We start from the raw sequence: 22,457 nt of genomic DNA, 5'->3' as shown, positions 1-22,457 counted from the left end.
GCTCAGCGCATCTCGATGACGCTCGGCCCGTTCGGCAGCGCGCGGACGGTGAGCTGAGCCGGGATCTGTTCCTGCATGGCCTCGACGTGGCTGATGACCCCGACCGTGCGCCCGCCCTGCCGGAGTTCGTCGAGCGTGCGCATCGCGACGTCGAGTGTGTCGCCGTCGAGCGAGCCGAATCCCTCATCGATGAAGAGCGTGTCCAGGCGGATGCCGCCGGCGCGGGCCGTCACGACCTCGGCCAGCCCGAGGGCGAGCGCCAGGGACGTGAGGAACGTCTCGCCGCCGGACAGCGACTGTGGCGGGCGGGTCTGCCCGGTGAACGCGTCGGCGACCACGATGCCCAGTCCGGACGCGGCACCGCGTGCCGCCAGGGCATCGGAGTGCTGCAGCCGGTAGCGTCCTTCCGACATGTCGTGGAGGCGGCGGTTCGCGGCGTCGACGATCTCCTCGAGCTCTGCCGCCAGCACGAAGGTCTCCAGCGTCATCTTGCGTGTGTTCGCTCCGCGTCCGGCGATGGTGTCGGCGAGGGCCTGGAGCACCTCGAACGCCGCCGCGTCCTCTGCCGTGCGGGCGTGCTCGTCCTTCGCGGCGTCGATGAGGCCGGCCAGCCGCGCAGCGTCGCCCGCCGTCCTCGTGGCCTCGTCGACGGCGGCGGTCCACGCCGCCCTCGCATCGAGCGCTGCCTGCTCGATCGGCGCGAGGTCGATCGGCTCCTCCGGCAGGGTCCGCAGTTCGAGGTCGAAGAGAAGTGCACGCTCCTTCTCCCGCTGCACCGCGTGCGTCGTCACCCGCTCATCGAGCTCCGCCTGCACCGCCGGCGGGCGCAACGCCTCCACGACGGCCGTGACGTCGGGGAACTCGGAGGCATCGAGTGCAACGTCTCTCTCGGCGGCCGCCTCCGTCGCCGCCTGCTGTCTCCGCGCACGTTCGGCCTCGGCGTCCAGGAGGCGTCGGGCCACGGCGAGGTGGGCGGTCGTCTCCGCCGTCCGCTCGGCGACCGACGCGTAGCTCCCTCGCGCCTCGTCGATCGCCCTGCGGGCGTCATCGTCTCGCTGGACCACCAGAGCCAGCTGCTCGCGGGCTGCGGCGAGGGCCGCCTCGTCCTGGACACGGCGGAGCTCCAGGGCGTCCTGCTGCTCGCGGAGCTCGGCGAGGACGACATCGCGTCGCCGCGCGGTCTCGGCGGCGGCAAGGGCTTCCTTCTCCGCGGCAAGGGCGGCATCGAGCTCGGCTCCCGCCGTCTCGACGTCCCGTCCGTCCGCGCGCGCCGTGGCCGCGGCGAGTCGGACCTGCAACGTCGTGCAGGTCGACGCCGCCTGCTGCTCGCGCCGCGCCGCCTCGTCCCTCCGGACCTCCGCAGCCGCGATGTCCTCCGCGGAGACCGTCGCGCCGTGGTCTGCCGGGGCCGGGTGCTCTCGCGCACCGCACACCGGGCAGGGGTGATCGTCGACGAGGGCGGAGGCCAGCTCCCCCGCCATGCCGTCGATCCGGCGCTGCCGCAGGTCAGCGAGAGCCGACTGTGCGGCGGCCTGTGCAGACGTCGCCTCGGCGAGGACCCGCTCGGCGGAGGTGCACTCCTGTTGCAGGGTCTCCGCCTCTACCGCGGCTTCGCGGCGAACGGCCGCGGCGATGCGCACGCTCTCCCATTCCGCGATGCGGTCGGCGAGTCGACGGGCGTCGTCCCGTTCCAGGGTTGCGGCCGCGATCCGCCCGGGGAGGGCAGCGCGCTCCGCCTGCCCGTCCTCGCACCGGCGCTCGGCGGCGACGACAGCCGCTTCCGCCGTCCCGCGCTCGGTGGCGCGGGACGGCGCCTGTGCCTCCAGCGTGACGGCGCGCTCCCAGATCCCGGACTCACGCGTCCGTTCCGCGATCCACGCGTCGAGGTCGTCGGTCTCGACGCCGAGCCGGGCCCAGGCCGCGCGTGCCCGTTCCTCCGTGGCGGCCGCCTCGTCCGCTGCCGCCGCCGCGCGTGTGGCCGCGGCGATCGAGGAACGGAGCGCCTCGGCTGCCCGCGCCCTGCCGAGCTCCGCCTTCGCCGCGGCGACCGCCGCTTCCTCGGCATCCAGACGGGCCATCGCCGCGCGGGCACGGTCTCGCTCCTTCTGCGCGCGCTGATCCTCGCGCGCCGCAGCCAGAGCAGCATCGGCGACCTCGAACCGCTTCTCCGCCTCCAGGCGATCGGCGGCGCGCCGTTCCGCCCGATACGCAGCGCGCGCCTGCGCCCGTTCGAGCTCCGCCAGGCGATCGGCGGTCGTGGTGCCAGCGCCCTGCACCTCCGACGCGATGCCGCCCTCGTCGTCACCGCCGTCGCCCCCGAGGTCGGCATCCACCACCAGGCGCTCCGCTTCGTCCAGCCGCGCGGAGACGGTGGCCAGGCGCGCGCCGAGCCCCTGCTCAGCGTGGCGCCGCCGCTCGTCGAACCGCGCCTGCACGTCTTCGAAACGCTCGGTGCCGAAGAGCCGGCGCAGCAGCGCCTGCCGGTCCCGGCTGCCCGCGAGGAGAAACTCCGAGAAGCGGTTCTGCGCCAGAAGGATCACCTGCAGGAACTGCTCCCGGCTGAGCTGGAGGATGTCATCGAGCTCGTGCGCCACGTCGACCGCCCGCGCCGCGCGACCCACCCAGCCGTCGTCCGTGAGCTCCTCCAGGGAGACCGCCGCCGCCTGCTTGGTCAGGCCTCCGCCGCGCCGAGCCGGCCGAAGGTACTCGGGCGAACGCGTGACCCGGTAGCGACCGGACGGCGTGCTGAACTCGACGACCACCTCGGAGGGATCGTCCGGTTCGCTGTGATCGCTGCGGAGCCTCTTCTCCCCGCCGTCGTACCGCGGCACCCCGCCGTACAGCCCGAAGCAGACCGCGTCCAGGATGCTCGACTTCCCCGCTCCGGTGCGGCCGGCGATGAGGAAGATCCCGTCGTCGGCGAAGGCGTCGAAGTCCACGGTCTGACGCGCGCGGAACGGCCCGAAACCCTCGACCTCCAGCCGATGTAGCCGCACTAGACGAGGGCTTCCGCGCGGACCCGGTCGTCGAGCACCTCGCGGATCAGCTCGCGTTCGACCTCGGTCGCTCCCTGGCCCGCCCGCACATGCTCGAGGAACGCCTCGATCCGGTCGGCGTCGGTCACCGCGGAGCGCAGCCGCTCGCCGTACGACCGCTCACGCTCCTCCCCGACCGTCGCGGGCTGATGCTGCACCATGGCGCAGTGCGGGTACGCCTCGCGCAGCCGTCGCATGGGTTCGGTCTGCGGTACGGCGTCGGTGTAGACGGCGCACACCCAGGCGTCGGCGTGCGCGGCGATGTTCTCTGCGGAGAGGATCTCCTCGAAGGCGCCGGTCAGGGTGACCAGGCGCCGCGGAACCGGCAGCTCCAGCCACTCGACGCCCGCGAGCCCGTCGGCATCGAGGTCGACGAGCCAGGAGCCGCGCGGCTTGTGCTGCTCGCCGAAGCTGTAGTGCAGCGGAGCGCCGGCGTATCGCACCCGCTCGCTGACCTGCTGACGACCGTGGATATGACCCAGTGCGACGTAGTCGGGGCCGTCGAACGCCCGGAGCGGCACGACGTCGAGGCCGCCCTGTCGCACCTCGCGCTCCAGACCCTCCGTCGGCTCCACCCCCGCGGCGAAGCAGTGGGCGATCGCGATCGACCGACCCGCGTGCTCCTGCATGCCCGCGCGGACGAGGGTCATCGCGTGCGTCATGGTCTGCGCCTGCGTGCGCAGCTGCCGTCCCTCGGCGTCGCCCTCCGGCCAGTGCTGGCGGACGATCGCGGGCTCCAGATACGGGATCCCGAAGAAATGCACCGGACCGTGAGCGTCGTCGATCGTGACGGGGGTACCGACCGCGAGGGGGTCGGTGAGCACGTGGATGCCGTCGCGCAGCAGCCGGGCCTGGAACCCCAGCCGCGCGGCGGAATCGTGGTTCCCGCTGGTGACGACCACCCGTGCACCCGTCTCATGCAGATCGACGAGGGCGTCTCCGAGCAGCGTATAGGCGGCGGCCGAGGGCGTGGCGGAGTCGAACACGTCGCCCGCGACGATCACGACGTCGACCTCGTGCTCCCTGACCTGCGCGGTCAGGGCGGTGAGCACCTCGGCCAGCGCGTCCATGGTCGAGTTGCCATGGAACGTCCGGCCGATGTGCCAGTCCGAGGTGTGCAGGATCCGCATACCCCCACGGTACGAAGCCCCTCGGACATTCCGTCCGAGGCGTGCCGGGACCGCCGTCTCCCGACGGCCGAGGAGAAGGCGGAAGGTCCCCTGACCCACCCTCGTCGCGACGACCGGCACGTGGTGATGCGAGATGCACCGTGCATCTTCACCTGTGCGACGTGCGGGGCTGCGCGATGCGAGATCAGGGCTGCCCTCCGCCCACAGGTGCCGGCTTGCCCCGCCGGCTGAGGGTTGTGCCCGCTCCGTCGCGACTACCGACTTCCGCTCTCCTCCTCGAGGTCGTGCGACCAGTTCGCCTGCTGGATCCGGTTGTCGAGCGCACGGAGCTCCTGGGCGACGGCGTCCGCCCGGGCCCGGAGCGCGGCGACCGGCAGCGCCGACACCTGCCTCAGCTCCGAGCGCATCTGACGCAGGTACTGCTCGCTCGCCCCGGACGCGGCGGCCGCCGCGTCGGCGAGCACCGAGTGGCGCAGGCGCAGCACGTCCCGCGCGGCGAGCGCGTCGGTCATCGTGCCGTCCGCGCCGAGGTCGAGGCGGGAGTTCGTGACGTTGATGCGGCGGATGAGGCTCTGCAGCCGAGTCAGTGCGTCATCGGCCTCCTCGATCAACGCCGCCGCGTCCTCCGCAGGCTCCTCACCCTCCTGGTACCGGGCGTTCGCGACGATGCGCGCCCGCAGCTGCTCGATGCGGCGCTGCAGGTCGGCGCGGGCGGCCAGGGCTTCGGCGAGTCTCATGTCCTCATCCTCGCAGGCGGCGGCCGTAACAGTTCGTCATACAGCCGGAGCGTCAGCGTGAGCGGAGGAGTCCGGACTGCTCGGGGTGGGCGGTGAACCACTCCGCCACGTACCAGCAGACGGCGTCCACCTTGCGGTCGCCGCGCTCCGCGATGTCGGCCACGGCCCCCTCGACCACCTTCCCGGCGTATCCGTTTCCGCGGAATGCCGGGACCGTGTAGGCCCGGGTGAGCGCGACGGTGTGGCCGTCGTCCCGGTAGTCGAGCACGCTGACGAGCTTCCCGTCGCGCGTGAGGGTGTACCGCGATGCGTCCTTCTCGTCGGTCAGGATGAAGCCGCCGACGGTGTGCGAGATCGTCATCCGTGTCACGTTACGCCTCTTGCGACGCGCCCGGGCGTTTTGACATGTCCCGTCACGATCGGACATAATCCCCCCATGACCATCAACGCACGCCCTTTGTCCGCCCAGGAGGCGAACGGGACTGCCGGGATGATGATGCCCGGTCGCGTTGACATGTGTTGCCGAATGTGTCGCTGAACGAACAGCCACCTCGTCTGACCTGACTCCTCGCCATCTGCGAGAGCAGTGTCCCGAGCACACACCCGTGCTCGCTTCCCCGGCTCCGCCGGTCATTCGTGCAACGCATCCGAGCCCCCTCCCGTCGGGCTCACGTCCTGAGGACCCATCATCATGTCGAACTCCGCCCTTCTCGAGCGTCCCGCCGTCACCGCCCCGAACCGCACCGTCCGACCCGCCGAGTCGTCGGCTCCGCTGGCCCCGACCGGCGCCGACCTCCCCGCCGTCCGCTCGCCCCGCGGCTTCGCCCTCTACGTCGGCCTGGACGAGATCAAGGCCGCCGAAGCCGGTGTGAGCCTTCCGCTGCTCGTCGACGCCCTCCGCCGCACGCTTGCCGAGCTCGCGCCCGGCGCCGAGACCCACGCCACCGTCGCCCTCGCCCCGCACGGCTCCGGCGGCCGCGACCTCGACGTCGTGCGTCTCGCCCTGCAGGAGCCCGGCGCGATCGCCCGCACCAAGGCCGCCGCCGAGGAGGAGACCACGCCGGAGGAGTCCGGCGTCACCGTCGACATCTCCCGCAAGCGCGTGCTCATCGACGGCGAGTCGGCCGCCTTCACCTACAAGGAGTTCGAGCTGCTGCAGTACCTCGTCCTCCGCGAGGGCCGCACGATCGAGCGCAGCGAGCTCGTCGCCGCCCTCTGGCAGGCCCAGGACGACGAGACCCCTGGCGAGCGCACGATCGACGTGCATGTGCGCCGGCTGCGGGCGAAGCTCGGGCGCTACGAGGACATCGTCCGTACCGTGCGCGGCATCGGCTACCGCTTCGACCGTCACGCCGACGTCGTCATCCGTTACGGCCACGGAACCCCGTCGCCCGACCGCTTCTGACCCGCTCCTGCTCAGCCCGGAGGCCGGTGTCAGGAGCCGCGCGTAGGGTGGGCGCATGACCCTCGCCGCCGCCCCCGCGACGGCGGGCGCCGTCCGCGCGGATGCTCCGCGGGAGACGACGTACCGCCCGCCGCACCCGCTCGATCTCCGGCGAACCGTCGGCATGCTGCGCCGCGGCGGCACCGATCCGACGACGGTCTTCGACGGCCCCGTCATCTGGCGCGCGGTCCGCACGCCACAGGGTCCGTCGACGTTGGCCCTGCGGATGTCGGGGAACGACGTCACGGCGACCGCCTGGGGTCCGGGCGCCGAGCACGCACTCGCCCTCGTGCCGGCACTGTGCGGTGCCGGCGACGACCCGACCGGCTTCGATCCCTCCCTGCACCCCCTCATCGCCGAGGCGGCCCGGCGACACCCCGGCATCCGGCTCGCGCGCACGGATGAGGTCTTCGATGCTCTCGCCTGCGGCATCCTGGAGCAGAAGGTCACCTCCATGCAGGCCTTCGGCGCCTGGCGATACCTCGTGTCGCGCTTCGGCGACCCGGCGCCGGGGCCGACGCCGCGACCGATGGCCGTCGCTCCCACGGCGGCGCAGTGGCGACGCATCCCCTCCTGGGCGTGGCACCGCGCCGGAGTGGAGCCGCCGCAGTCGAAGACCATCGTGCGGGCGGCGGAGCGCGGCGACCGCATCGCCGATGCCGTCCGAGCGGCCACGACCGGCCCTGAACGTGACCGCGTCCTCACGAGCCTGCCCGGAGTCGGCGTCTGGACCGCTGCGGAGACGCGCATCCGTGCGCTGGGCGACCCCGATGCCGTCAGCGTGGGCGACTACCATCTGGCGCACGAGGTCGGACATGCCCTGACGGGGCACCGCACGGATGACGCCGGCATGGTCGAGCTGCTCGCTCCCTGGGCCGGTCACCGGCAGCGCGTCATCCGGCTCATCTTCGCGAGCGGCGTCGCCGAGGCGCGGCGCGGACCCCGGCTCGCCCCGGAAGACCACCGCCGACGCTGACCGGCCCGTTCCCGGAGCGGCCGACGTATGCTGAGCGCATGTCCCGTACCGCCCTGCGCATCTTCGTCACGGTCGGCCTGCTGATCGCCGGTGTCGTCCTCGGCCTCATCTTCCAGAACGTGTGGCTGGGCGTGCTGCTCGCCGCGATCGTGTGGTTCGGCTGGTTCCTCGGCTACGAGTCCCGCCGCGGTCACAACGCGGGCGTGAACGACGAGGACCACGGCGTCGAGCTCTGACGCCATGGAGCGGCAGTCCAGCGCCGGCCGTCGCGCCGTGCTCACGGCCGTGGTGTCGGTGATTCCGCGGCCGGAGGATCTCCGCCGCAACGTGTTCGTCGGCATCGACGGCGTGGACGGCTCGGGGAAGACGGTGTTCGCCGACGAGATCGCCGAACTCCTCGCGCCGCGGCACCCCACGGTGGCCCCGGAGGCGGCGAGCGACCGACGCTACGTCGAGGGTCAGCGGATGTACCTGCGAGAGGACGACCCGGAGCGGCACGCCGCGGTGATCGTGGAGAACGACGACCTCCGGGCCCCTCGGATCGCCGGCCCGCGTCAGTAATAGACGGCGAGGGGGCCCGAGGGTCCGTCCACGACCTGCACGGGGGTGTCGAACACGCGGCTCAGCACGTCGTCCGTCATGATCGCCGCCGGCGGGCCGAACTCCACCACCCGACCGTCCTTCATGGCGCAGATGTGGTCGGCGTAGTGTCCGGCGAAGTTGATGTCGTGCAGCACGATGACGATCGTCCGCCCGAGCTCCTCCGCCGCGCGCCGCAGGTGCTTCATCATCTGCACGGCGTGCCGCATGTCGAGGTTGTTGAGGGGCTCGTCGAGCAGCACGAACTCCGTGTCCTGCGCGAGCACCATGGCCACGTAAGCCCGCTGCCGCTGCCCGCCGGAGAGCTCGTCGAGGTAGCGCCCCTCGAGCGCCCCCAGATCGAGGAAGTCGATCGCCTGGCTGATGACCTCCTCGTCGGCTCTCGTCAACCGGCCCTGGGAGTGCGGGAAGCGGCCGAAACCCACGAGCTGCCGCACGGTGAGCCTGGTCACGAAGTGGTTCTCCTGGCGGAGGATCGAGACCACCTTGGCCAGGTCCTTCGACTTCGTGGAGGCGACGTCGAGGCCCGCGATCTCGATGGCCCCGGCGTCCATCCCGTTCAGCCGGCCGATCATGGTCAGGAGCGTCGACTTGCCCGCACCGTTCGGCCCGATGAGGGCGGTGATCCCGCCGGTGGGGATGCGGAGGTCGACGGGGCCGATCGCGACCTCGCTGCTGTAGTCACGGCGGACGCCGTCGAGTGCGATCACAGTCTGCCCTTTCGGAGGATGACGATGAGGAACACGGTGCCGCCCACGATCTCGATGAGGATCGAGACCATGCCCTGCGCGTAGAAGACGTTCTTCATGACGAAGTACGCCCCCGCCAGGATCGAGAACGCGGTGAGGACGGCGACCGGGAAGATCAGCCGATGGTCGTGCGTGTCGGCGAACTGGTACGCGAGCGTCGCCACGAGGAAGCCGAGGAAGGTCATCGGACCCACGAGGGCTGTGGAGGTGGCCATCAGCACGGCGACGAGGGTCAGGACGAGGAACTGCTCCCGCCGGTGGTCGAGGCCGAGCGATCGTGCGGCATCGGGGCCGAGCGCGAGCACGTTCAGACGCCGGGACCGCAGCCACAGGAGGGTCGAGGCCGCGATCACGAGCGGGATCGCGAGCGGGAGATACGAGGGATCGGCGTTGGAGACGTTGCCGAACAGCCGGGCGGCGAGCACATCGAACTCGCTGGGGGTGAGCAGCCGCTGCATGAACGTGGCGATCGCCCCGAGGCCACCCCCGATCACGATGCCCACGAGCAGCATGATCTGGAGGTTCCCGTAGCGCCCGGACAGGAGCCACCCGTAGAGGAGGACGGCGAGCGCGACCATGATGAGCACCTGGAGGGCGAACTGGCCGACGCCCTGGATCGCCACCAGCCCGGCGACGCCGAAGAGGTACACGGTCGTGGTCTGGACGACACGGTACAGCGACTCGAAGCCCATGATCGAGGGAGTGATGATCCGGTTGTTCGTGACCGTCTGGAAGCTGACCGTGGCGACGGCCTGGGCGACGGCGACGAGCGCCATCACGACCACGGCGGTCGCGCGGTGCTGGGCGATGCGCCAGAACCCGGGCGTGCCGACGGGCAGCGGGTTGTCCCAGGCGAGGAGACCGAACGCGGAACCGAGGGCGAGCACGCCGAGCACCACGAGCACGACGATATAGCGGCGACGCGCCCGCACGGTCGTGAACGCCCCGGCCGAGCGCGTCGTCCGCGGGGCCGTCATCGTCGCCTCAGCCACGACGACGCTGCCGCAGGAGGAGGAGCACGAACACGACGGCCCCGACGACACCGAGGATTAGCGACACCGGCACCTCGAACGGCATGATGATCGTCCGGCCGATGATGTCGCAGACGGTGACGATCGCGATGCCGAGCAGGCACACCCACGGCAGGTTGCTGCGCAGGTCGTCGCCACGGACCATCGAGACGATGTTCGGAACGATCAGCCCCAGGAAGGGAAGGTTGCCGACGACGACGGTGACCACACCGGTCGTCACCGCGATCAGCGCGGTGCCGAGCAGGATCATCCGGTTGTAGTTCACCCCGACGTTGGTGGCGATCTCCTCCCCCAGCCCGGCGATGGTCAGTCGGTCGGCCACGAGGAAGACGATGACGCCGATGATGGCGACGATCCACAGCATCTCGTACTGTCCGCGCATGACCGAGGTGAAGCTGCCCGCGAACCAGACACCGATGATCTGCAGGGAGTTCGTGACGAGGGCGAAGTAGGTCGTGATCGCGCCGACCACTGCGCCCAGCATGATGCCGACGATGGGCACGATGAGCGACGACTTCAACGCCACCCGGCGGAGGAACGCGAAGAACACCATCGTGCCGACGAAGGCGGCGAGCACGGCGCCGGCCATACGCAGCGGCAGGGACGGCTGCGGTACGAGCACCATGACGGTGAGGAGCCCGAGTCCCGCCCACTCGGTGGTCCCGGTGGTGGTCGGCTCGACGAAGCGGTTCTGGGTGAGAAGCTGCATCACGAGACCGGCCATCGCCATCGCCGCGCCGGCGAGCACGAGCGCGATCGTCCGGGGGACGCGGGTGATCTGGAACATCTGCGCGCCGTCGTCCGCGCCGGCGATGTCGTACACGCCCGTGAAGAGCGAGATCGCAAGGAGCACCGCCACGACGAGGACGCCGATGAGCAGCTTCGGATCGAACAGCCGTGCGGACGATCGCGGTGTCGCTGTGAGGAGAGGAGAGGTCATGGGGGGATGCCGGCGGCGGCGCCCCGGTCGGGACGCCGCCGCCCAGCCCTTACTTGTCGGCGCTCTTCTCGAGCGCGTCGGCGAGGTCGTTGAGGAACGTCGTGTACGTCTGGATGCTCTCGTTGAGGTAGGTGTCCGTGGGCATGTAGACGATCTGATCGTCCTTCACCGCGGTGACGCCGGCGAGCGCTTCGGAGTTCTCGATGATCTCCGCCGCCTGCACGTAGTCCGGCGTCTCCGCGGCGAACACGGCGTCGCGGTCGAGCACCAGGATCCAGTCGGGGTTCGAGGCGGCGATGGCCTCGACCGAGATCTCGTCGCCCTGGTGGTCGTCGCTCGCGTCGTCGACCTGCAGCGCCGGAGTGAGGCCGAGCATGTCGTAGATCGGGCCGAGCGAGCGGCCGACCGTCGGAGCGAGGTAGCCGATCTGGCCACCCGAGGTGTTCACGGCCATGACGGTGTCGGCGTCGTCGTAGGCCGCCTTCGCGCGGTCCACCGCGGCGTCGAACTCCTCGACGAGCTTCTGGGCCTCGTCCTGCGTGCCGAAGATCTCGCCCAGGACGGTCGTCTGCCGCTTGAGCTCCTCATCGAAGGGCTCGCCGTCTCGGGGCTCCAGGTCGATGATCGTCGCGTCCGGGACCAGCTCCGCGATGGCCTCGTTGTGCTGAGTGAAGCGCTGACCGCTGATGATGAGGTCGGGGTCGGCGGCGACGATGGCCTCGAGGTCGGGCTCGGTGTGCAGGCCGATGTCGACGATGTCCTCGTCCTTCGCGTACGAGACGGTCTCCGGCATCAGGGAGACCGCACCGGCGGAGAGCTCGACACCCCAGTCGGACAGGGTCTGGAAGGTCCGGTTGTCCAGAGCGACGACCGAGGTCGGCGGCGTGGTGATCTCATGCGTGCCGGTGTTGTCCTCGATGGTCACGGTCCCCGATCCCGCGGTCGTCGCTTCGGGTTCGGCTCCGCCGCCGGACGCGCAGCCGGAGAGGGCGAGCAGGCCGACGAGAGCGACGCTCGTGGCGGTGAGGGTTCTGGGCACGGACATGGAGAGACTCCTGTTCTGCGGGGATGTGTGCACCCTCGTGGGGCGCCGGTCCGACGGGCGGGCGAGCCGACCGCGTCGGTTTTTAGGTTAGCCTTACTTTATGAGCGATACGAAATCCGGTTTCTCGATCGAGCGTCGCGGCCTCGAGCTGCGCTTCCGCAACGTCACGCTGAGCGCCCGCGAATGGCTCGCTCCGGATTTCGTGCGCGTCCGGCTGTCCGGCCCCGACCTCGCCGGGTTCAACTCCCCCGGCTCAGACGACCACATGCGGCTCTTCTTCCCGGACGGGCCTGTGGAGTCGGTGGAGGAACTCCGCGCCGCCCCGAGCCGCGAGTACACCCCTCTCGCGTGGGGCGACGATTGGCTCGATGTCGAGTTCGCCGTGCACGGCGATCAGGGCGTGGCCGCACCGTGGGCCGCGAACGCCCCGCTGGGGTCGACCATCGGCGTCGGCGGGCCGCGCGGCGCCGCCGTCCTCACCGGAGAGCCGGGATCGTGGCTCCTCGTCGGTGACGAGACGGCCATCCCCGCGATCCGCCGTTTCGCCGCGCTCATCCCCGACGGCACGCCGGCACGCATCGTCATCGAGACCACGTCGGCAGCCGGCGAGGTCGCTCTCGAAGCTCCGGTGGCTGTCGAGTGGCTGCACCGCGGCGCCGCTCCCGCCGGCTCTGCGCTGATCTCCTTCCTCGACGCGCTCACCGAGGACGAGGTCGTCGGACCCGACCCGTTCGTCTTCATCGCCGCCGAGCAGTCCATCGTGAAGCCCGGTCGGGCCCTGCTGGCACGCTGGGGCGTGGACAACGCGAACGCCGTCGTGAAGGGCTACTGGAAGCGCGGCGAGGCCGAATACCACGCTCCCCACTGACACCGGGTCGATGCGCTGACAGACTGGGCGCATGGCTCTCCTCGATCACCTGGGCATCACCGTCGCCGACCTCGAACGCGGACGGGCGCAGTTCCATCCCGTGCTCACCGCGCTCGGCTACGAACTCGGCGGCGAGGACGATCACTCGATCTCCTGGCACACCGGCGACGAGACCGAGATCATCCTCTACACCTGGGACGACGACTCCACGCCCCACCGGCACGGCCGCGTCGGCTGGCAGCACATGGCTTTCGCGGTGCCGTCGCGCGCCGAGGTCGACAGGCTCCACGATCTCGCGCTCGAATCCGGCTGGACCGCCGTGCGGGACCCGAAGGAATATCCGCGGTACAGCGAGCGGTACTACGCCTCCTTCGTCGAGGACGCCGACGGCATCCGGCTCGAGTTCATGTACAACCCGCCGAGGGACGCTTGACGCCCGGGCGTGTCGCCGCCTAGGGTGGCAAGGCTGTGCCGACCGGCGCCGCACACCAGCCGAGGAGACGACGGATGACCGCCCCGCGGAATCTCCACCCGATCACGGCATTGCCGCTTCCGCAGAAGCGCAATGACCGCGAAGAGTCGTACCCTCCGGCGCGCGCCGTGTGACAGCATCCGCTCTCGCAACGCCCCGCACCGTCAGGTCCGGGGCGTTTCCGTCGGAAGACTCCCCTGACCTGTGGGCTGGACATCACCACAAGGAAAGGAATCATGGAGAGGCTCTCCGCACGGCTGCTGTCGTGGGCGTCCCTGATCGATGAGAAGACCCTCGATCAGGCGCGCACCACCTCACGCATGCCGTTCATCCACCCGCACCTGGCGCTGATGCCGGATGCGCACCTCGGCAAGGGGGCGACCGTCGGGTCGGTCATCCCGACGCTCGGCGCGATCATCCCCGCCGCCGTCGGCGTCGACATCGGCTGCGGCATGATCGCCGTCCGCACGCCGTTCACGAAGGACGACCTCGACGGGCGCGACCTCGCCGCGCTCCGGGAGCAGATCGAGCGCGCGGTCCCGCTGTCCGCCGGGCGCTACAACAACAAGGTCGTGGGGACGGCCGCTCCTCGCGTGGTCGAGCTGGAGGAGCGGGCCACCGCGGCCGAGTTCGACCCCGAGGGCTACGCGAAGAACTGGCGGCTCCAGCTCGGCACCCTCGGGTCGGGAAACCACTTCATCGAGGTGTCGGCGGATGAACTCGACCGGGTCTGGCTGTTCCTGCATTCCGGTTCCCGCGGCGTGGGCAACAGGATCGCCGGGCACCACATCGCCGTCGCACAGCGTCTGGCGAAGCAATGGTGGATCGACCTCCCCGACCCCGACCTGGCCTACCTCGTCGAGGGCACGCCGGAGTTCACCCGCTACATCCGGGAGCTCAGGTGGGCGCAGCACTTCGCGCTGCTGAACCGCGAGGAGATGATGGACCGCGTCATCCGGCAGCTCTCCGAGTTCCTCGGCGCCCCGGTCGAGGAGGAGGAGCGGATCAACTGCCACCACAACTTCACGGAGTCGGAGATGCACTTCGGGAAGCGCGTCTGGGTGTCCCGGAAGGGCGCGATCCAGGCGGATGCGGGTCGGCCCGGACTCATCCCCGGATCGATGGGCACGGCGTCCTACGTGGTGGAGGGGCTCGGCGACCCGCTGTCGCTGAACTCGTCACCGCACGGCGCCGGGCGCGAGTACTCGCGGTCCGCGGCCCGGAAGACGTTCACGCATGCGCAGCTGCGCGAGGCGATGGCCGGCATCGAGTTCCGCGACACCGACGCCTTCATCGACGAGATCCCGCAGGCATACAAGCCCATCGATCGCGTGATGGCGGATGCGGCGAGCCTGGTGCGGATCCGGCACACGCTGCGGCAGCTCGTCAACGTGAAGGGCGACTGACCGAGGGCCGGGTGAGAGGGATCCTCGCTCGGCCTTTCCTCCCCAATCCGCGCGATTCCCGGTGTCTCCACAGAGCGCGGGTCGCCGAGCGTGGCGTCCGCCAGGATGCTGGCAGGCTGAAGGATCCGGTGCCACGATGAGGGGATGGAAACCATGGACGGTGCACAGGTCTGGACCATGATCGGCGCGTTCACGGCGCTGATGATGGGCATGCTCACGGTCGTCTCGACGCTGTTCATCCGCGTCCTGCGCAGCGAGATCGGCGGCCTGCGCAACGAGATGAACGGTCAGCTCGGCGGCCTGCGCAACGAGATGACCGCGCGCTTCGACGCGGTCAACACCCGGTTCGACGCGGTCGGCACCCGCATCGACGGCGTCAACGCCCGTATCGACGGACTCGATCGTGATGTGCAGGCGCTCGTGAAGCGCACCTTCGGACTGGATCGGGAGTGAGGATCGACGCATGAGGATCGTCGTCGCAGGAGGAACCGGCGTCGTCGGCACGCCCACGGTGCAGGCCGTCCGGAGCGCGGGTCATGAGGCCGTCGTGCTCAGTCGTTCGCACGGCGTCGACCTGGTCAGCGGGCGCGGGCTGGAGGCGGCGCTGACCGGAGCCGACGCCGTGATCGACGTCGTGAGCATCGAGACGCTGAAGGCGAGCACGGCGATCGAGTTCTTCACGGCCGCCACCGGGAACCTCCTCGCCGCCGCCGCGGACGCCGGCGTGGGACACGTCGTCCTGCTCTCCATCGTCGGCATCGACCGGATCCCCTACGACTACTACGCGGGCAAGGTGGCCCAGGAGAAGCTGGTCTCCGCGTCCGCCGTCCCCTCGACGATCCTCCGAGCCACGCAGTTCCACGAGTTCGCCGCGCAGATGTTCGCGCGCGCGAAGGCGGGTCCGCTGCATCTCGCCCCGCGTGCGCGCACGCAGCCGGTGGCGGCCCGAGAGGTCGCGGAACGGCTCGTCGCGCTCGCGACCGGGGACGCGCGGGGCCGAGTGCCCGACCTCGCCGGCCCCCGCGAAGAGCAGCTCGCCGACATGGTGCGGGCGTACGCGCGACGCATCGGGTACCGCGGCTGGATCCCGGCGCTGAACGTGCCAGGTCCGCAGATGGCGGGGATGCGCGCGGGGAAGGCGCTGCCGGGACCAGACGCGATTCGCGGGACGCAGACGTTCGCGGAATGGCTTGCCGAAGCGGTGCCGGCGCGCGCAGACTGAGGAGGGGCGGGGGTCTTTCCAGCAGTCGAGCGACCAGGAGCAGCACGCATGGCGAACCTCAATCCCTACCTGTCCTTCCGCACAGAGGCCCGCGAGGCCATGGAGTTCTACCGGGGAGTCCTCGGCGGAGACCTCGACATCACGGTCTTCGGCGACTTCCCCGACATGGTGCAGGATCCGAGCCAGAAGGATCTCGTGATGCATGCGCAGCTCACGACCCCCGACGGTCTCGTGCTCATGGCCTCGGATACTCCGGAGGGCATGACCTACGAGAGACCGCAGGGCATCTCCGTCTCGCTGAGCGGCAATACACAGGAGGTCACCCGACAGGTGTGGGACCGGCTCTCCGAGGGCGCCACGATCACGATGCCGCTCGACGTGCCGCCGTGGGGTGGGACGTTCGGCATGCTCGTCGACCGCTTCGGGATCGCCTGGATGCTGCACGGCGACCCGGAGTGACCGCCGGGCTCAGCGCGGCAGCACGGCGCGACACGCGAGGTGCAACGCCAGCCGCGCCTCGGGGTCGCTCATGTCGATCCCGAGGAGCTCCTGCACCCGCCGGATCCGCACGGCGACCGTGTTGCGATGCAGCCCGAGAGCGGCCGCCGTGGCCGCGATGCCTGACTCATGGTCGAGGTACGCCGACAGCGTCGTGAGCAACTCGCCGTTTCCCTCCCCCAGGGGTGCCAGCAGCGACTGCGCGGCCGGGACGAAGGTGTCGTTCCCGGTCCAGGCGAGCAGGAGCTGTTCGAGCCCGAGGCTGTCGACGCGGACGAACCATCCGGTCGCCGACCGGGCCGCGGCGATCCGTGCGGCATCGCCGGCCTCGTCGAGGGTCGCCGCCAGTCCTTCCGGCCCGGTCTGCGCCGAGCCCACCCCGGTCGCCACCGCGAAGTCGCGCAGGGCCGCGAGGTGGAGGTCGCGCAGCGCCGCCACGGCCCGCTCGATGCGGTCGGGACCGGGGGCTTCGGCGAAGGAGAGCCAACCACTGAGGCCTCGACCGGCGGTGGTCGCGTGCGCCTCGGCGTCGATCGCGCTGAGCCCAGGCCTGATCGCACGAAGGAGCGCGAGCGGCTCCACCCGGCTGCGCGCCACCATGCGGAACCCGAGGTGATGCCCACCGGTGCGCCACCCTCGCTCCGCCATGCGCCGTTCGACATCGGCATCGGCGGCTCCGCGGAGCTCGACGAAGTCCCGCAGCAGCCCGGAAGACGCGGCGACGTCGTTGACGGCCGCGATCTCGTCGATGAGGATGCGGGCGGCTACCGCGGGCATGGCGACCTCCGCGGCCACCAGGAGCGACTGCAGCTGCGCCTCTCCGAAGCCGTCGCCGAACAGGACGAGGCGCAGACCGGACCGGCCGGGGCTGTCCACGCGCACCGATGCGGCCGCGCCCTCCCCCGCCCTCGCGCCATCACTCCACGAGTCGAAGCGGATCGCCGCGTGCAGGTCGGCACCCAGATGTCCTCCGGCCTGACGCAGCACTCCCGCGGCGTCGACGAGGGCGACGCCGAGACCGAGGTTCGCCGCGAGGTGTCCGAGCAGGTCGCCGAGGTCGTCGGCGGCGTACTCGAAGGACTGCGCGACCTTCCGCACCCGTGTGAGCGTGAGGGCGTCTCTCGCCTCGATGAGCATCCAGCAGGCGCGGGCGAGCTGGACCGGCCTCTCGACGTCGAGCAGAGCGAGACCGATCCGGTCCGCGAGGCGGAGCGCCCCGGGATCGACACCGGCGGCGCCGGGGAGCGCGAGTCCGGTGAACCCGCGGTCACGGACCCGGCGCAGCATCGCGTCCTGCTGCCAGGTGGCGAGCGGTGCCCCCGCCGTGAGGATGGCGAGCCGGGCGGTCCCTTCGTCCGGCAGGTCGGACTCCGCAGCCTCCACCACGACCGCATCCCACCCGACGTCGCGCGGGCCGGCGACATGACGGAGGACGCCGTTCTCCTCCTGCGCCAGAAGGGCCCCCAGGGCGAGCGCGTCGTTCACGCGGCGTCCAGATCGACGAGTCCGTAGGCGGAAGGCACGACCCGGGCCCGCCGCTCAGGGCGGGCGTTCCACCACTCCGGCGCGGGAAGGGCGACGGCCGCCACCGTGCGCCCGGGGGCGAGTTCGGTGACCTCGAGGATCTCCCGGGACACGGCATCCAGAAGCACGATGATCTCGGGGGCCGCGGCGACGAGCAGGCCGTCGGTGAGCACCGCCAACGTCTCGGAACGGGTGACGATCCGGTGCACCGCTCCGCCGAGTCCGGCGATCTCGACCGCGTTCACGTGCGGATCGGTGCCGGAGGACGCACCGGCCACGATGCGACCCTCGGCGAGCAGCGTCCCGCCGAGCACGTCGGCCAGGACCGGCAGCGGCGCCGACCGGTGCGCCAGGAAGCTGCGACCGAGGGCGAGCGCGCGGGCGAGGTGGTCGGCGATGGCGTGCTCCCGCAGGTCGCCGACCGTGAAGCCGGCGAGCACGGCGCAGCCGACACCCCCGGCCTGGATGATGGCCGATCGCACGACACGCTCCGCATCGATGGCCCTCGTCGCCTCTACCAGCGCCACCCCGTCGGCGCCGGTCTCGCACGCGAAGACCAGTCCCGGCACGCGGTCGACGAACAGGGACATCTGATCGAGTCCCGGCACCGCACGCCCCGTGCAGTCGGCGTCCACCACGGTGTGCGATCCGGCCAGGGTGAGCGGCGCGAGGCCGTTCATGCCGCCGCCCTCGAGGGAGCACACGGCCGAGACGGGATGCCCGAGCCACCGCTCCACCGCCCGCAGCAGCGGGGCGAAGGGCGCGGCGCCGGGCATCCGCTCGCCGAGCAGCATCGTCGACCCGACGAAGGCCACGCCGAGACAGGGCGTGCCGGGATCGAGCGCATCCACGGGCGAGACCTCGAGGGGCCATCCCGCGGTGGTGTCGAGGATGAGTTCGAGCATCGTCGTGGAACCGCCGCCGCCGGAGCCGAGCAGGGCATACCCGCGGGCGAGCGCCTCCAGGTCGTCCCGCTCCAGCCTCATGGGATCCAGCCTAGGACGCGGCCATCCCCTCGACGGGAGCGAACTCCTCGGTCAGGCCGAAGGCCGACGGCCCGAAGGCGGCCAGCGCCTCGGGGGTGCGCATCATCGCCGGCGTCGAGATGCCGAGCACCCGGACGCGCTGACCGTACCGGAGGCCCTCCGTGGTGATGGGCTCGGCCGTCTCGTGGTCGACGACGCAGATGAGATCGGGGACGATCGCGACGAGCCGTCCAGCCCGCCGCGCGGTGAGGTTCTCGTTCTGGAACGCGATCTCGAACGTGTCGTCCTCCGCGGCACCGAGCGGAGCGATGACCGCCCGCCCCTTCGCGAAACCCTCGGTGGTCCGTCGTTCGACGTCCATCACCTTCCCGACGCAGAGCTCGCGCACATGCGGGTAGAGCGTGGTCGCGAGCGTCGCGGCGATGGCCTCGAACGGCGAGCGGTGCTCCTCCCGGGCGAGGCGGATCGCCCGACCCAGCGCGAGGGCCATCGAGATGGTCCGCGGCACCGCTGTGCGTCGCACGTCGGCGCCGCTCATGGCGTACTCGGCGATGTGACCGACGCCACCCAGCCGGATGGTGATGCCCCGGGCGAGCCACTCCATCTGGCGGTCGTCGTCCCCGGTGTCGATGACGACCCGCTCCCCGCGCTCTCCGGCGAGGGCGAGTGGCGAGCCGTGGACGCCGTACACCGCGAAGGTCTCCATGGACAGCTCGGGGAAGGCGCGTCCCATGCCGTCCGCGTCGACGACCGGCAGTCCGGTCTCCGCGGCGACGATGAGCGGGATCATCGAGTTGATCCCGCCGCATTCGATGGGCATGGTCGCATCGGCCCGACGTCCGAGGTGGTCCTCCAGGGTGCGCAGCGCGAGGGTGGGCTCGGTGCCGGCGGGGATCTTCTCGACCATCACGGTCGGCGCGCCCATCTGCGCGGTCGGGATCACGAAGAGGTCATCGGCGAGGTCGTCCGGATCGAGGATCGTGATGGTCCCGTCGCCGAGCACCCGCTCCACCAGCATCTTGCCGATGTAGGGGTCGCCCCCGCCGCCGGTGCCGAGCAGCGTCGCACCGCGGGCGAGGTCGGGCAGGTCCGCCGCCGTCAGCTCCCAGCTCATGCGGCGGCCCCTGCCGCGGCGTCTCCGGCGGAGACCGTGCCGTCGAAGCGATGCGCCGGGATGTCGTAGCCGAAATATCCCGGGCCGACCATCGCGAGAGCCGCATCCGAGTGCCAGCGCTCGTCGGCCGGAGCGGCGATCACGCGGACGCGCTGTCCGTAGCGCAGCCCCTCGGTCGTGACGGGCTCCCCCGACTCGCCGTCGAGGACCATGATGAGGTCCGGAGTGGTCGCCAGCACCCGTCCGTCCGCTTCGGCGACGAGGTGCTCGTTCTGGAACTGCAGCGTCAGCGAGGTGCCGCCGTCTCCATCGATCCGTGCCCTGCCGCGCGCGAAGCCGGTGGTCGTGGCCCGGTTCACGTCGGCCACCTTGCCGCCGAACAGCTCGCGACCGCCGAGGAGCTCGACGACAGCGGCGACCGGGTCGGTCTTCGCCTCGCGGGCCTCCGCGATCCGCTGACCGATGTCGATGCACCGGGACAGCGATCCCGCCACCAGCGACTGACGTGCGGCGGCACCCGACATCGAGAAGCCGGAGATCATGACGGAGCAGCCCATCTCGACGCACGCGACACGGGCGATGCGCTCGGTCCAGGAGTTGTCGGCGGTCTGCAGCACGCCCGTGTTCCCCTTCTCGTCGCTGAAGGCGAGCGGCGAGGCCGTCACGCCGTAGAGCGTCGGGAGCACCATCTGCAGTTCGGGGAACGCGCGCCCCATGCCGTCCGCATCGACGAGCGGAAGCCCGAGCGCGGCGGCGGCGGCGATCGGGATCGTCGAGTTCACCCCGCCCACCTCGGCACAGGCGATGTGCGTGACCGGGCGGCCGAGGTGGATGCCGAGCGCCTTGACCGGCTCGATGACCTCCGCGAGGCTCGGCAGCTTCTCGACCATGACGGTGGGCGCGCCCATCATCGCGACGAACAGCACCAGGGCGTCGTCCGGCACCTCGTCGAGCGCCACGACCGTGACGTCTCCGGAGGCGAGGGCCTGGCGGGCGAGGAGGGCGCCGATGTACGGGTCGCCACCCCCGCCGGTGCCGAGCACGGCCGCGCCGCGGGCGAGGCCGTCGATGTCGGCCGCGGTGATCGTCGTGCTCATGTCAGGCCCCCATGTCGAGGTCGCCGACCGCCTTCACGCGGATGCGCGTGGCGTTGCCGGGAAGATACGGGATGGGGACCTCGTCGAAGTCGATGATCGTCACGGTCGCGGGCTTGGCACCGGCCGCGATGGCCTTGTCGACGGCCTCCGCGCGCACCTCGGCGATGGTCTCATCGCGACGGCCGGGCTCGATCGCGTAGACCTTGTCGATCTCGCCACCGACCTGCGCGATCGAGGCGCCGATGGCGTTGGCGACCGCATAGTTCTCCGGCCGATGCACGGTGCCGAACAGGGGCAGCTCGTCGGGCAGCAGGATGGACCCGCCACCGACCGCCACGACCGCGATGGGTTCGGGCGACGTGCGCATGCGGTCCACCGCCTCCGCCACCCGCTCCGCGATCCGGGCGAGCACCCGCTCCACGAAAGCGGGGTCCAGGTGCGCGACCTTGGCGGGGTCTCCCACCTGCGCGCGACCGGCGGCGACCGCGATGTCGGTGGCCGTGAGGGTCGAGCCGCCGAAGACCAGCGCCTCCGTCGTCAGCGTGTAGCCGACCGAGGCCGGGCCGACCTCGGCGGTCTCCTCGTCGACGATGCTGCCGCCACCGATGCCGAGGGAGAGCACGTCCGGCATCCGGAAGTTCGTGCGGATGCCGGCGACCTTCACCTCGTTCGCCGTCTCCCGCGGGAAGCCGTTGATGAGCAGGCCGATGTCGGCGGTGGTGCCGCCCACGTCGATGACGGCGCAGTCGACGAGTCCGCTCGTGGCCGCGGCTCCACGCATCGAGTTCGTCGGTCCGGACGCGAACGTGGCGACCGGGTACCGGCGCACGTAGTCCTCGTCCATCAGCGTGCCGTCGTTCTGGCTGAGGAAGATCGGCGCCTCGATGCCCTGCGCGCGGACCGCCGAGGTCAACCCGTCGACGATCTCCGACGCGAGCTCCCGGAGGGCGGCGTTGATGATCGTCGCGTTCTCGCGCTCCAGCAGCCCGATGCGGCCGATCTCGTGCGAGAGCGAGATGGCGGCGTCCTCCCCCAGCACCGAGGCGACGATCTCGGCCGCCTGCACTTCGAGGTCGTGGTTGACCGGGCTGAACACCGACGAGATGGCGACGGACCGGATGCCGTGCGCCTTCATGTCCTCGGCGTGCGCGCGGATCTCATCGGGGTCGAGCGGCGAGATCGGACGGCCGTCGAACTCGTAGCCGCCGTGCGCCAGGTAGCTGCGCGCCCGGGTGGCGGCGACGAGCACCTCCGGCCAGTCGATCAACGGGGGCAGTGCGCGCGTCGCGGGCAGGCCGAGCCGGAGCGCCGCCACCGGGGCGAGCCGGCTCGCCTGCACGAGCGCATTGATGAAGTGCGTCGTGCCGATCATCACCGCGTCGATGTCGGCCCCCTCGAAGGAGTGCCCCGCACGGAGGTCTTCGATGGCCTGGACGATCCCGCTCGTCACATCCGGGGTCGTGGAGTGCTTCACCCCGGCCAGGGTGCGGGTGCCGTCCATGAGGACGGCGTCGGTGTTGGTGCCGCCGACGTCGATGCCGATGTGCATGGTGCTCGCTTTCGTGGAGGTGGTTCTTTTCCGG

Annotated in this window: 23 protein-coding genes; 10 read left to right on the top strand and 13 right to left on the bottom strand. The window is 71.1% G+C overall.

Annotation, left to right across the window (positions count from 1 at the left end; all coding sequences use genetic code 11):
- Window positions 1–2: 2 nt before the first annotated feature.
- The 4 genes from AB0310_RS13455 to AB0310_RS13440 all read right to left on the bottom strand — a co-directional run bounded on the left by AB0310_RS13455 (window position 3) and on the right by AB0310_RS13440 (window position 5,263).
- The gene (locus tag AB0310_RS13455; RefSeq protein ID WP_366237431.1) at window positions 3–2,996 is read right to left on the bottom strand and encodes an AAA family ATPase; all 2,994 of its coding nucleotides are present in this window, start codon (window positions 2,994–2,996) and stop codon (window positions 3–5) included.
- Window positions 2,996–4,165, bottom strand: coding sequence for an exonuclease SbcCD subunit D (locus AB0310_RS13450; RefSeq protein WP_259953451.1), 1,170 nt, complete (start codon window positions 4,163–4,165; stop codon window positions 2,996–2,998). The genes AB0310_RS13455 and AB0310_RS13450 overlap by 1 nt, the downstream gene beginning before the upstream one ends.
- Window positions 4,166–4,419: 254 nt before the next feature.
- Complete coding sequence (locus AB0310_RS13445; protein ID WP_187663300.1) at window positions 4,420–4,902, bottom strand: DIP1984 family protein; 483 nt, start codon at window positions 4,900–4,902, stop codon at window positions 4,420–4,422.
- 52 nt (window positions 4,903–4,954) lie between these two features.
- Entirely contained in the window at window positions 4,955–5,263 is a 309-nt protein-coding gene (locus AB0310_RS13440) for a GNAT family N-acetyltransferase (protein WP_187663299.1), read from the bottom strand.
- A 330-nt stretch (window positions 5,264–5,593) separates the two neighbouring features.
- Between AB0310_RS13440 and AB0310_RS13435 the strand changes: the two genes are divergently transcribed.
- Genes AB0310_RS13435 through AB0310_RS13420 form a run of 4 tightly spaced genes read left to right on the top strand, consistent with a single transcriptional unit; the run spans window position 5,594 to window position 7,883 of the window.
- Window positions 5,594–6,307: a winged helix-turn-helix domain-containing protein gene (locus tag AB0310_RS13435; protein ID WP_187663298.1), complete on the top strand. Its 714-nt coding sequence runs from the start codon at window positions 5,594–5,596 to the stop codon at window positions 6,305–6,307.
- Window positions 6,308–6,362: 55 nt separating this feature from the next.
- On the top strand, window positions 6,363–7,322 hold the full coding sequence (locus AB0310_RS13430; RefSeq protein ID WP_187663297.1) for a DNA-3-methyladenine glycosylase family protein: 960 nt from the start codon (window positions 6,363–6,365) through the stop codon (window positions 7,320–7,322).
- Between the two features lie 38 nt (window positions 7,323–7,360).
- The gene (locus tag AB0310_RS13425) at window positions 7,361–7,558 is read left to right on the top strand and encodes a hypothetical protein (protein WP_025104487.1); all 198 of its coding nucleotides are present in this window, start codon (window positions 7,361–7,363) and stop codon (window positions 7,556–7,558) included.
- 4 nt (window positions 7,559–7,562) lie between these two features.
- Complete coding sequence (locus tag AB0310_RS13420) at window positions 7,563–7,883, top strand: nucleoside/nucleotide kinase family protein (protein WP_187663296.1); 321 nt, start codon at window positions 7,563–7,565, stop codon at window positions 7,881–7,883.
- On the opposite strand, the gene AB0310_RS13415 is transcribed toward AB0310_RS13420, so the two are convergent.
- Genes AB0310_RS13415 through AB0310_RS13400 form a run of 4 tightly spaced genes read right to left on the bottom strand, consistent with a single transcriptional unit; the run spans window position 7,877 to window position 11,687 of the window.
- Complete coding sequence (locus AB0310_RS13415; protein ID WP_187663295.1) at window positions 7,877–8,632, bottom strand: iron ABC transporter ATP-binding protein; 756 nt, start codon at window positions 8,630–8,632, stop codon at window positions 7,877–7,879. The genes AB0310_RS13420 and AB0310_RS13415 overlap by 7 nt on opposite strands.
- Entirely contained in the window at window positions 8,629–9,648 is a 1,020-nt protein-coding gene (locus AB0310_RS13410) for an iron chelate uptake ABC transporter family permease subunit (RefSeq protein WP_366237450.1), read from the bottom strand. Before AB0310_RS13410 ends, AB0310_RS13415 begins: the two co-directional genes overlap by 4 nt.
- 7 nt (window positions 9,649–9,655) lie before the next feature.
- Window positions 9,656–10,642, bottom strand: coding sequence for an ABC transporter permease (locus AB0310_RS13405; protein WP_366237430.1), 987 nt, complete (start codon window positions 10,640–10,642; stop codon window positions 9,656–9,658).
- Window positions 10,643–10,691: 49 nt separating this feature from the next.
- Window positions 10,692–11,687: a siderophore ABC transporter substrate-binding protein gene (locus AB0310_RS13400; RefSeq protein ID WP_366237429.1), complete on the bottom strand. Its 996-nt coding sequence runs from the start codon at window positions 11,685–11,687 to the stop codon at window positions 10,692–10,694.
- Window positions 11,688–11,787: 100 nt separating this feature from the next.
- On the opposite strand from AB0310_RS13400, the gene AB0310_RS13395 reads away from it, so the two are divergent.
- The 6 genes from AB0310_RS13395 (at window position 11,788) to AB0310_RS13370 (ending at window position 16,114) form a co-directional block, all read left to right on the top strand.
- Window positions 11,788–12,555: a siderophore-interacting protein gene (locus tag AB0310_RS13395; protein ID WP_366237428.1), complete on the top strand. Its 768-nt coding sequence runs from the start codon at window positions 11,788–11,790 to the stop codon at window positions 12,553–12,555.
- Window positions 12,556–12,586: 31 nt separating this feature from the next.
- On the top strand, window positions 12,587–12,988 hold the full coding sequence (locus tag AB0310_RS13390; RefSeq protein WP_259953464.1) for a VOC family protein: 402 nt from the start codon (window positions 12,587–12,589) through the stop codon (window positions 12,986–12,988).
- Window positions 12,989–13,263: 275 nt separating this feature from the next.
- Entirely contained in the window at window positions 13,264–14,433 is a 1,170-nt protein-coding gene (locus AB0310_RS13385) for an RtcB family protein (protein WP_363445388.1), read from the top strand.
- A gap of 144 nt (window positions 14,434–14,577) precedes the next feature.
- Window positions 14,578–14,886, top strand: coding sequence for a hypothetical protein (locus tag AB0310_RS13380; RefSeq protein ID WP_187663289.1), 309 nt, complete (start codon window positions 14,578–14,580; stop codon window positions 14,884–14,886).
- Window positions 14,887–14,896: 10 nt separating this feature from the next.
- A complete protein-coding gene (locus AB0310_RS13375; protein ID WP_366237427.1) occupies window positions 14,897–15,655 on the top strand; it encodes an SDR family oxidoreductase in 759 nt (252 codons plus the stop codon).
- A gap of 48 nt (window positions 15,656–15,703) precedes the next feature.
- A complete protein-coding gene (locus AB0310_RS13370) occupies window positions 15,704–16,114 on the top strand; it encodes a VOC family protein (protein WP_187663287.1) in 411 nt (136 codons plus the stop codon).
- 9 nt (window positions 16,115–16,123) lie between these two features.
- Here the strand turns inward: AB0310_RS13370 and AB0310_RS13365 are convergent, their stop codons facing one another.
- From AB0310_RS13365 to AB0310_RS13345, 5 genes are read right to left on the bottom strand one after another with little or no spacing between them, the layout of a single operon-like run.
- Complete coding sequence (locus tag AB0310_RS13365; protein WP_366237426.1) at window positions 16,124–17,638, bottom strand: helix-turn-helix domain-containing protein; 1,515 nt, start codon at window positions 17,636–17,638, stop codon at window positions 16,124–16,126.
- The gene (locus tag AB0310_RS13360) at window positions 17,635–18,663 is read right to left on the bottom strand and encodes an S-methyl thiohydantoin desulfurase domain-containing protein (protein ID WP_366237425.1); all 1,029 of its coding nucleotides are present in this window, start codon (window positions 18,661–18,663) and stop codon (window positions 17,635–17,637) included. Before AB0310_RS13360 ends, AB0310_RS13365 begins: the two co-directional genes overlap by 4 nt.
- A 10-nt stretch (window positions 18,664–18,673) precedes the next feature.
- Complete coding sequence (locus AB0310_RS13355; protein WP_280567531.1) at window positions 18,674–19,777, bottom strand: S-methyl thiohydantoin desulfurase family protein; 1,104 nt, start codon at window positions 19,775–19,777, stop codon at window positions 18,674–18,676.
- Window positions 19,774–20,874 (bottom strand): S-methyl thiohydantoin desulfurase family protein, encoded by a 1,101-nt coding sequence (locus tag AB0310_RS13350; protein WP_268777258.1) that lies wholly within the window; start codon window positions 20,872–20,874, stop codon window positions 19,774–19,776. Before AB0310_RS13350 ends, AB0310_RS13355 begins: the two co-directional genes overlap by 4 nt.
- A 1-nt stretch (window position 20,875) precedes the next feature.
- Window positions 20,876–22,423: a hydantoinase/oxoprolinase N-terminal domain-containing protein gene (locus AB0310_RS13345; RefSeq protein WP_268777259.1), complete on the bottom strand. Its 1,548-nt coding sequence runs from the start codon at window positions 22,421–22,423 to the stop codon at window positions 20,876–20,878.
- Between the last annotated feature and the right edge of the window lie 34 nt (window positions 22,424–22,457).

Source organism: Microbacterium meiriae, from assembly GCF_040702565.1.
In the GTDB taxonomy this organism is placed as follows: Bacteria; Actinomycetota; Actinomycetes; order Actinomycetales; family Microbacteriaceae; genus Microbacterium; species Microbacterium meiriae.
The sequence above is the reverse complement of the archived record's forward strand: the minus strand, read 5'-3'. Positions and strand labels throughout refer to the sequence as shown.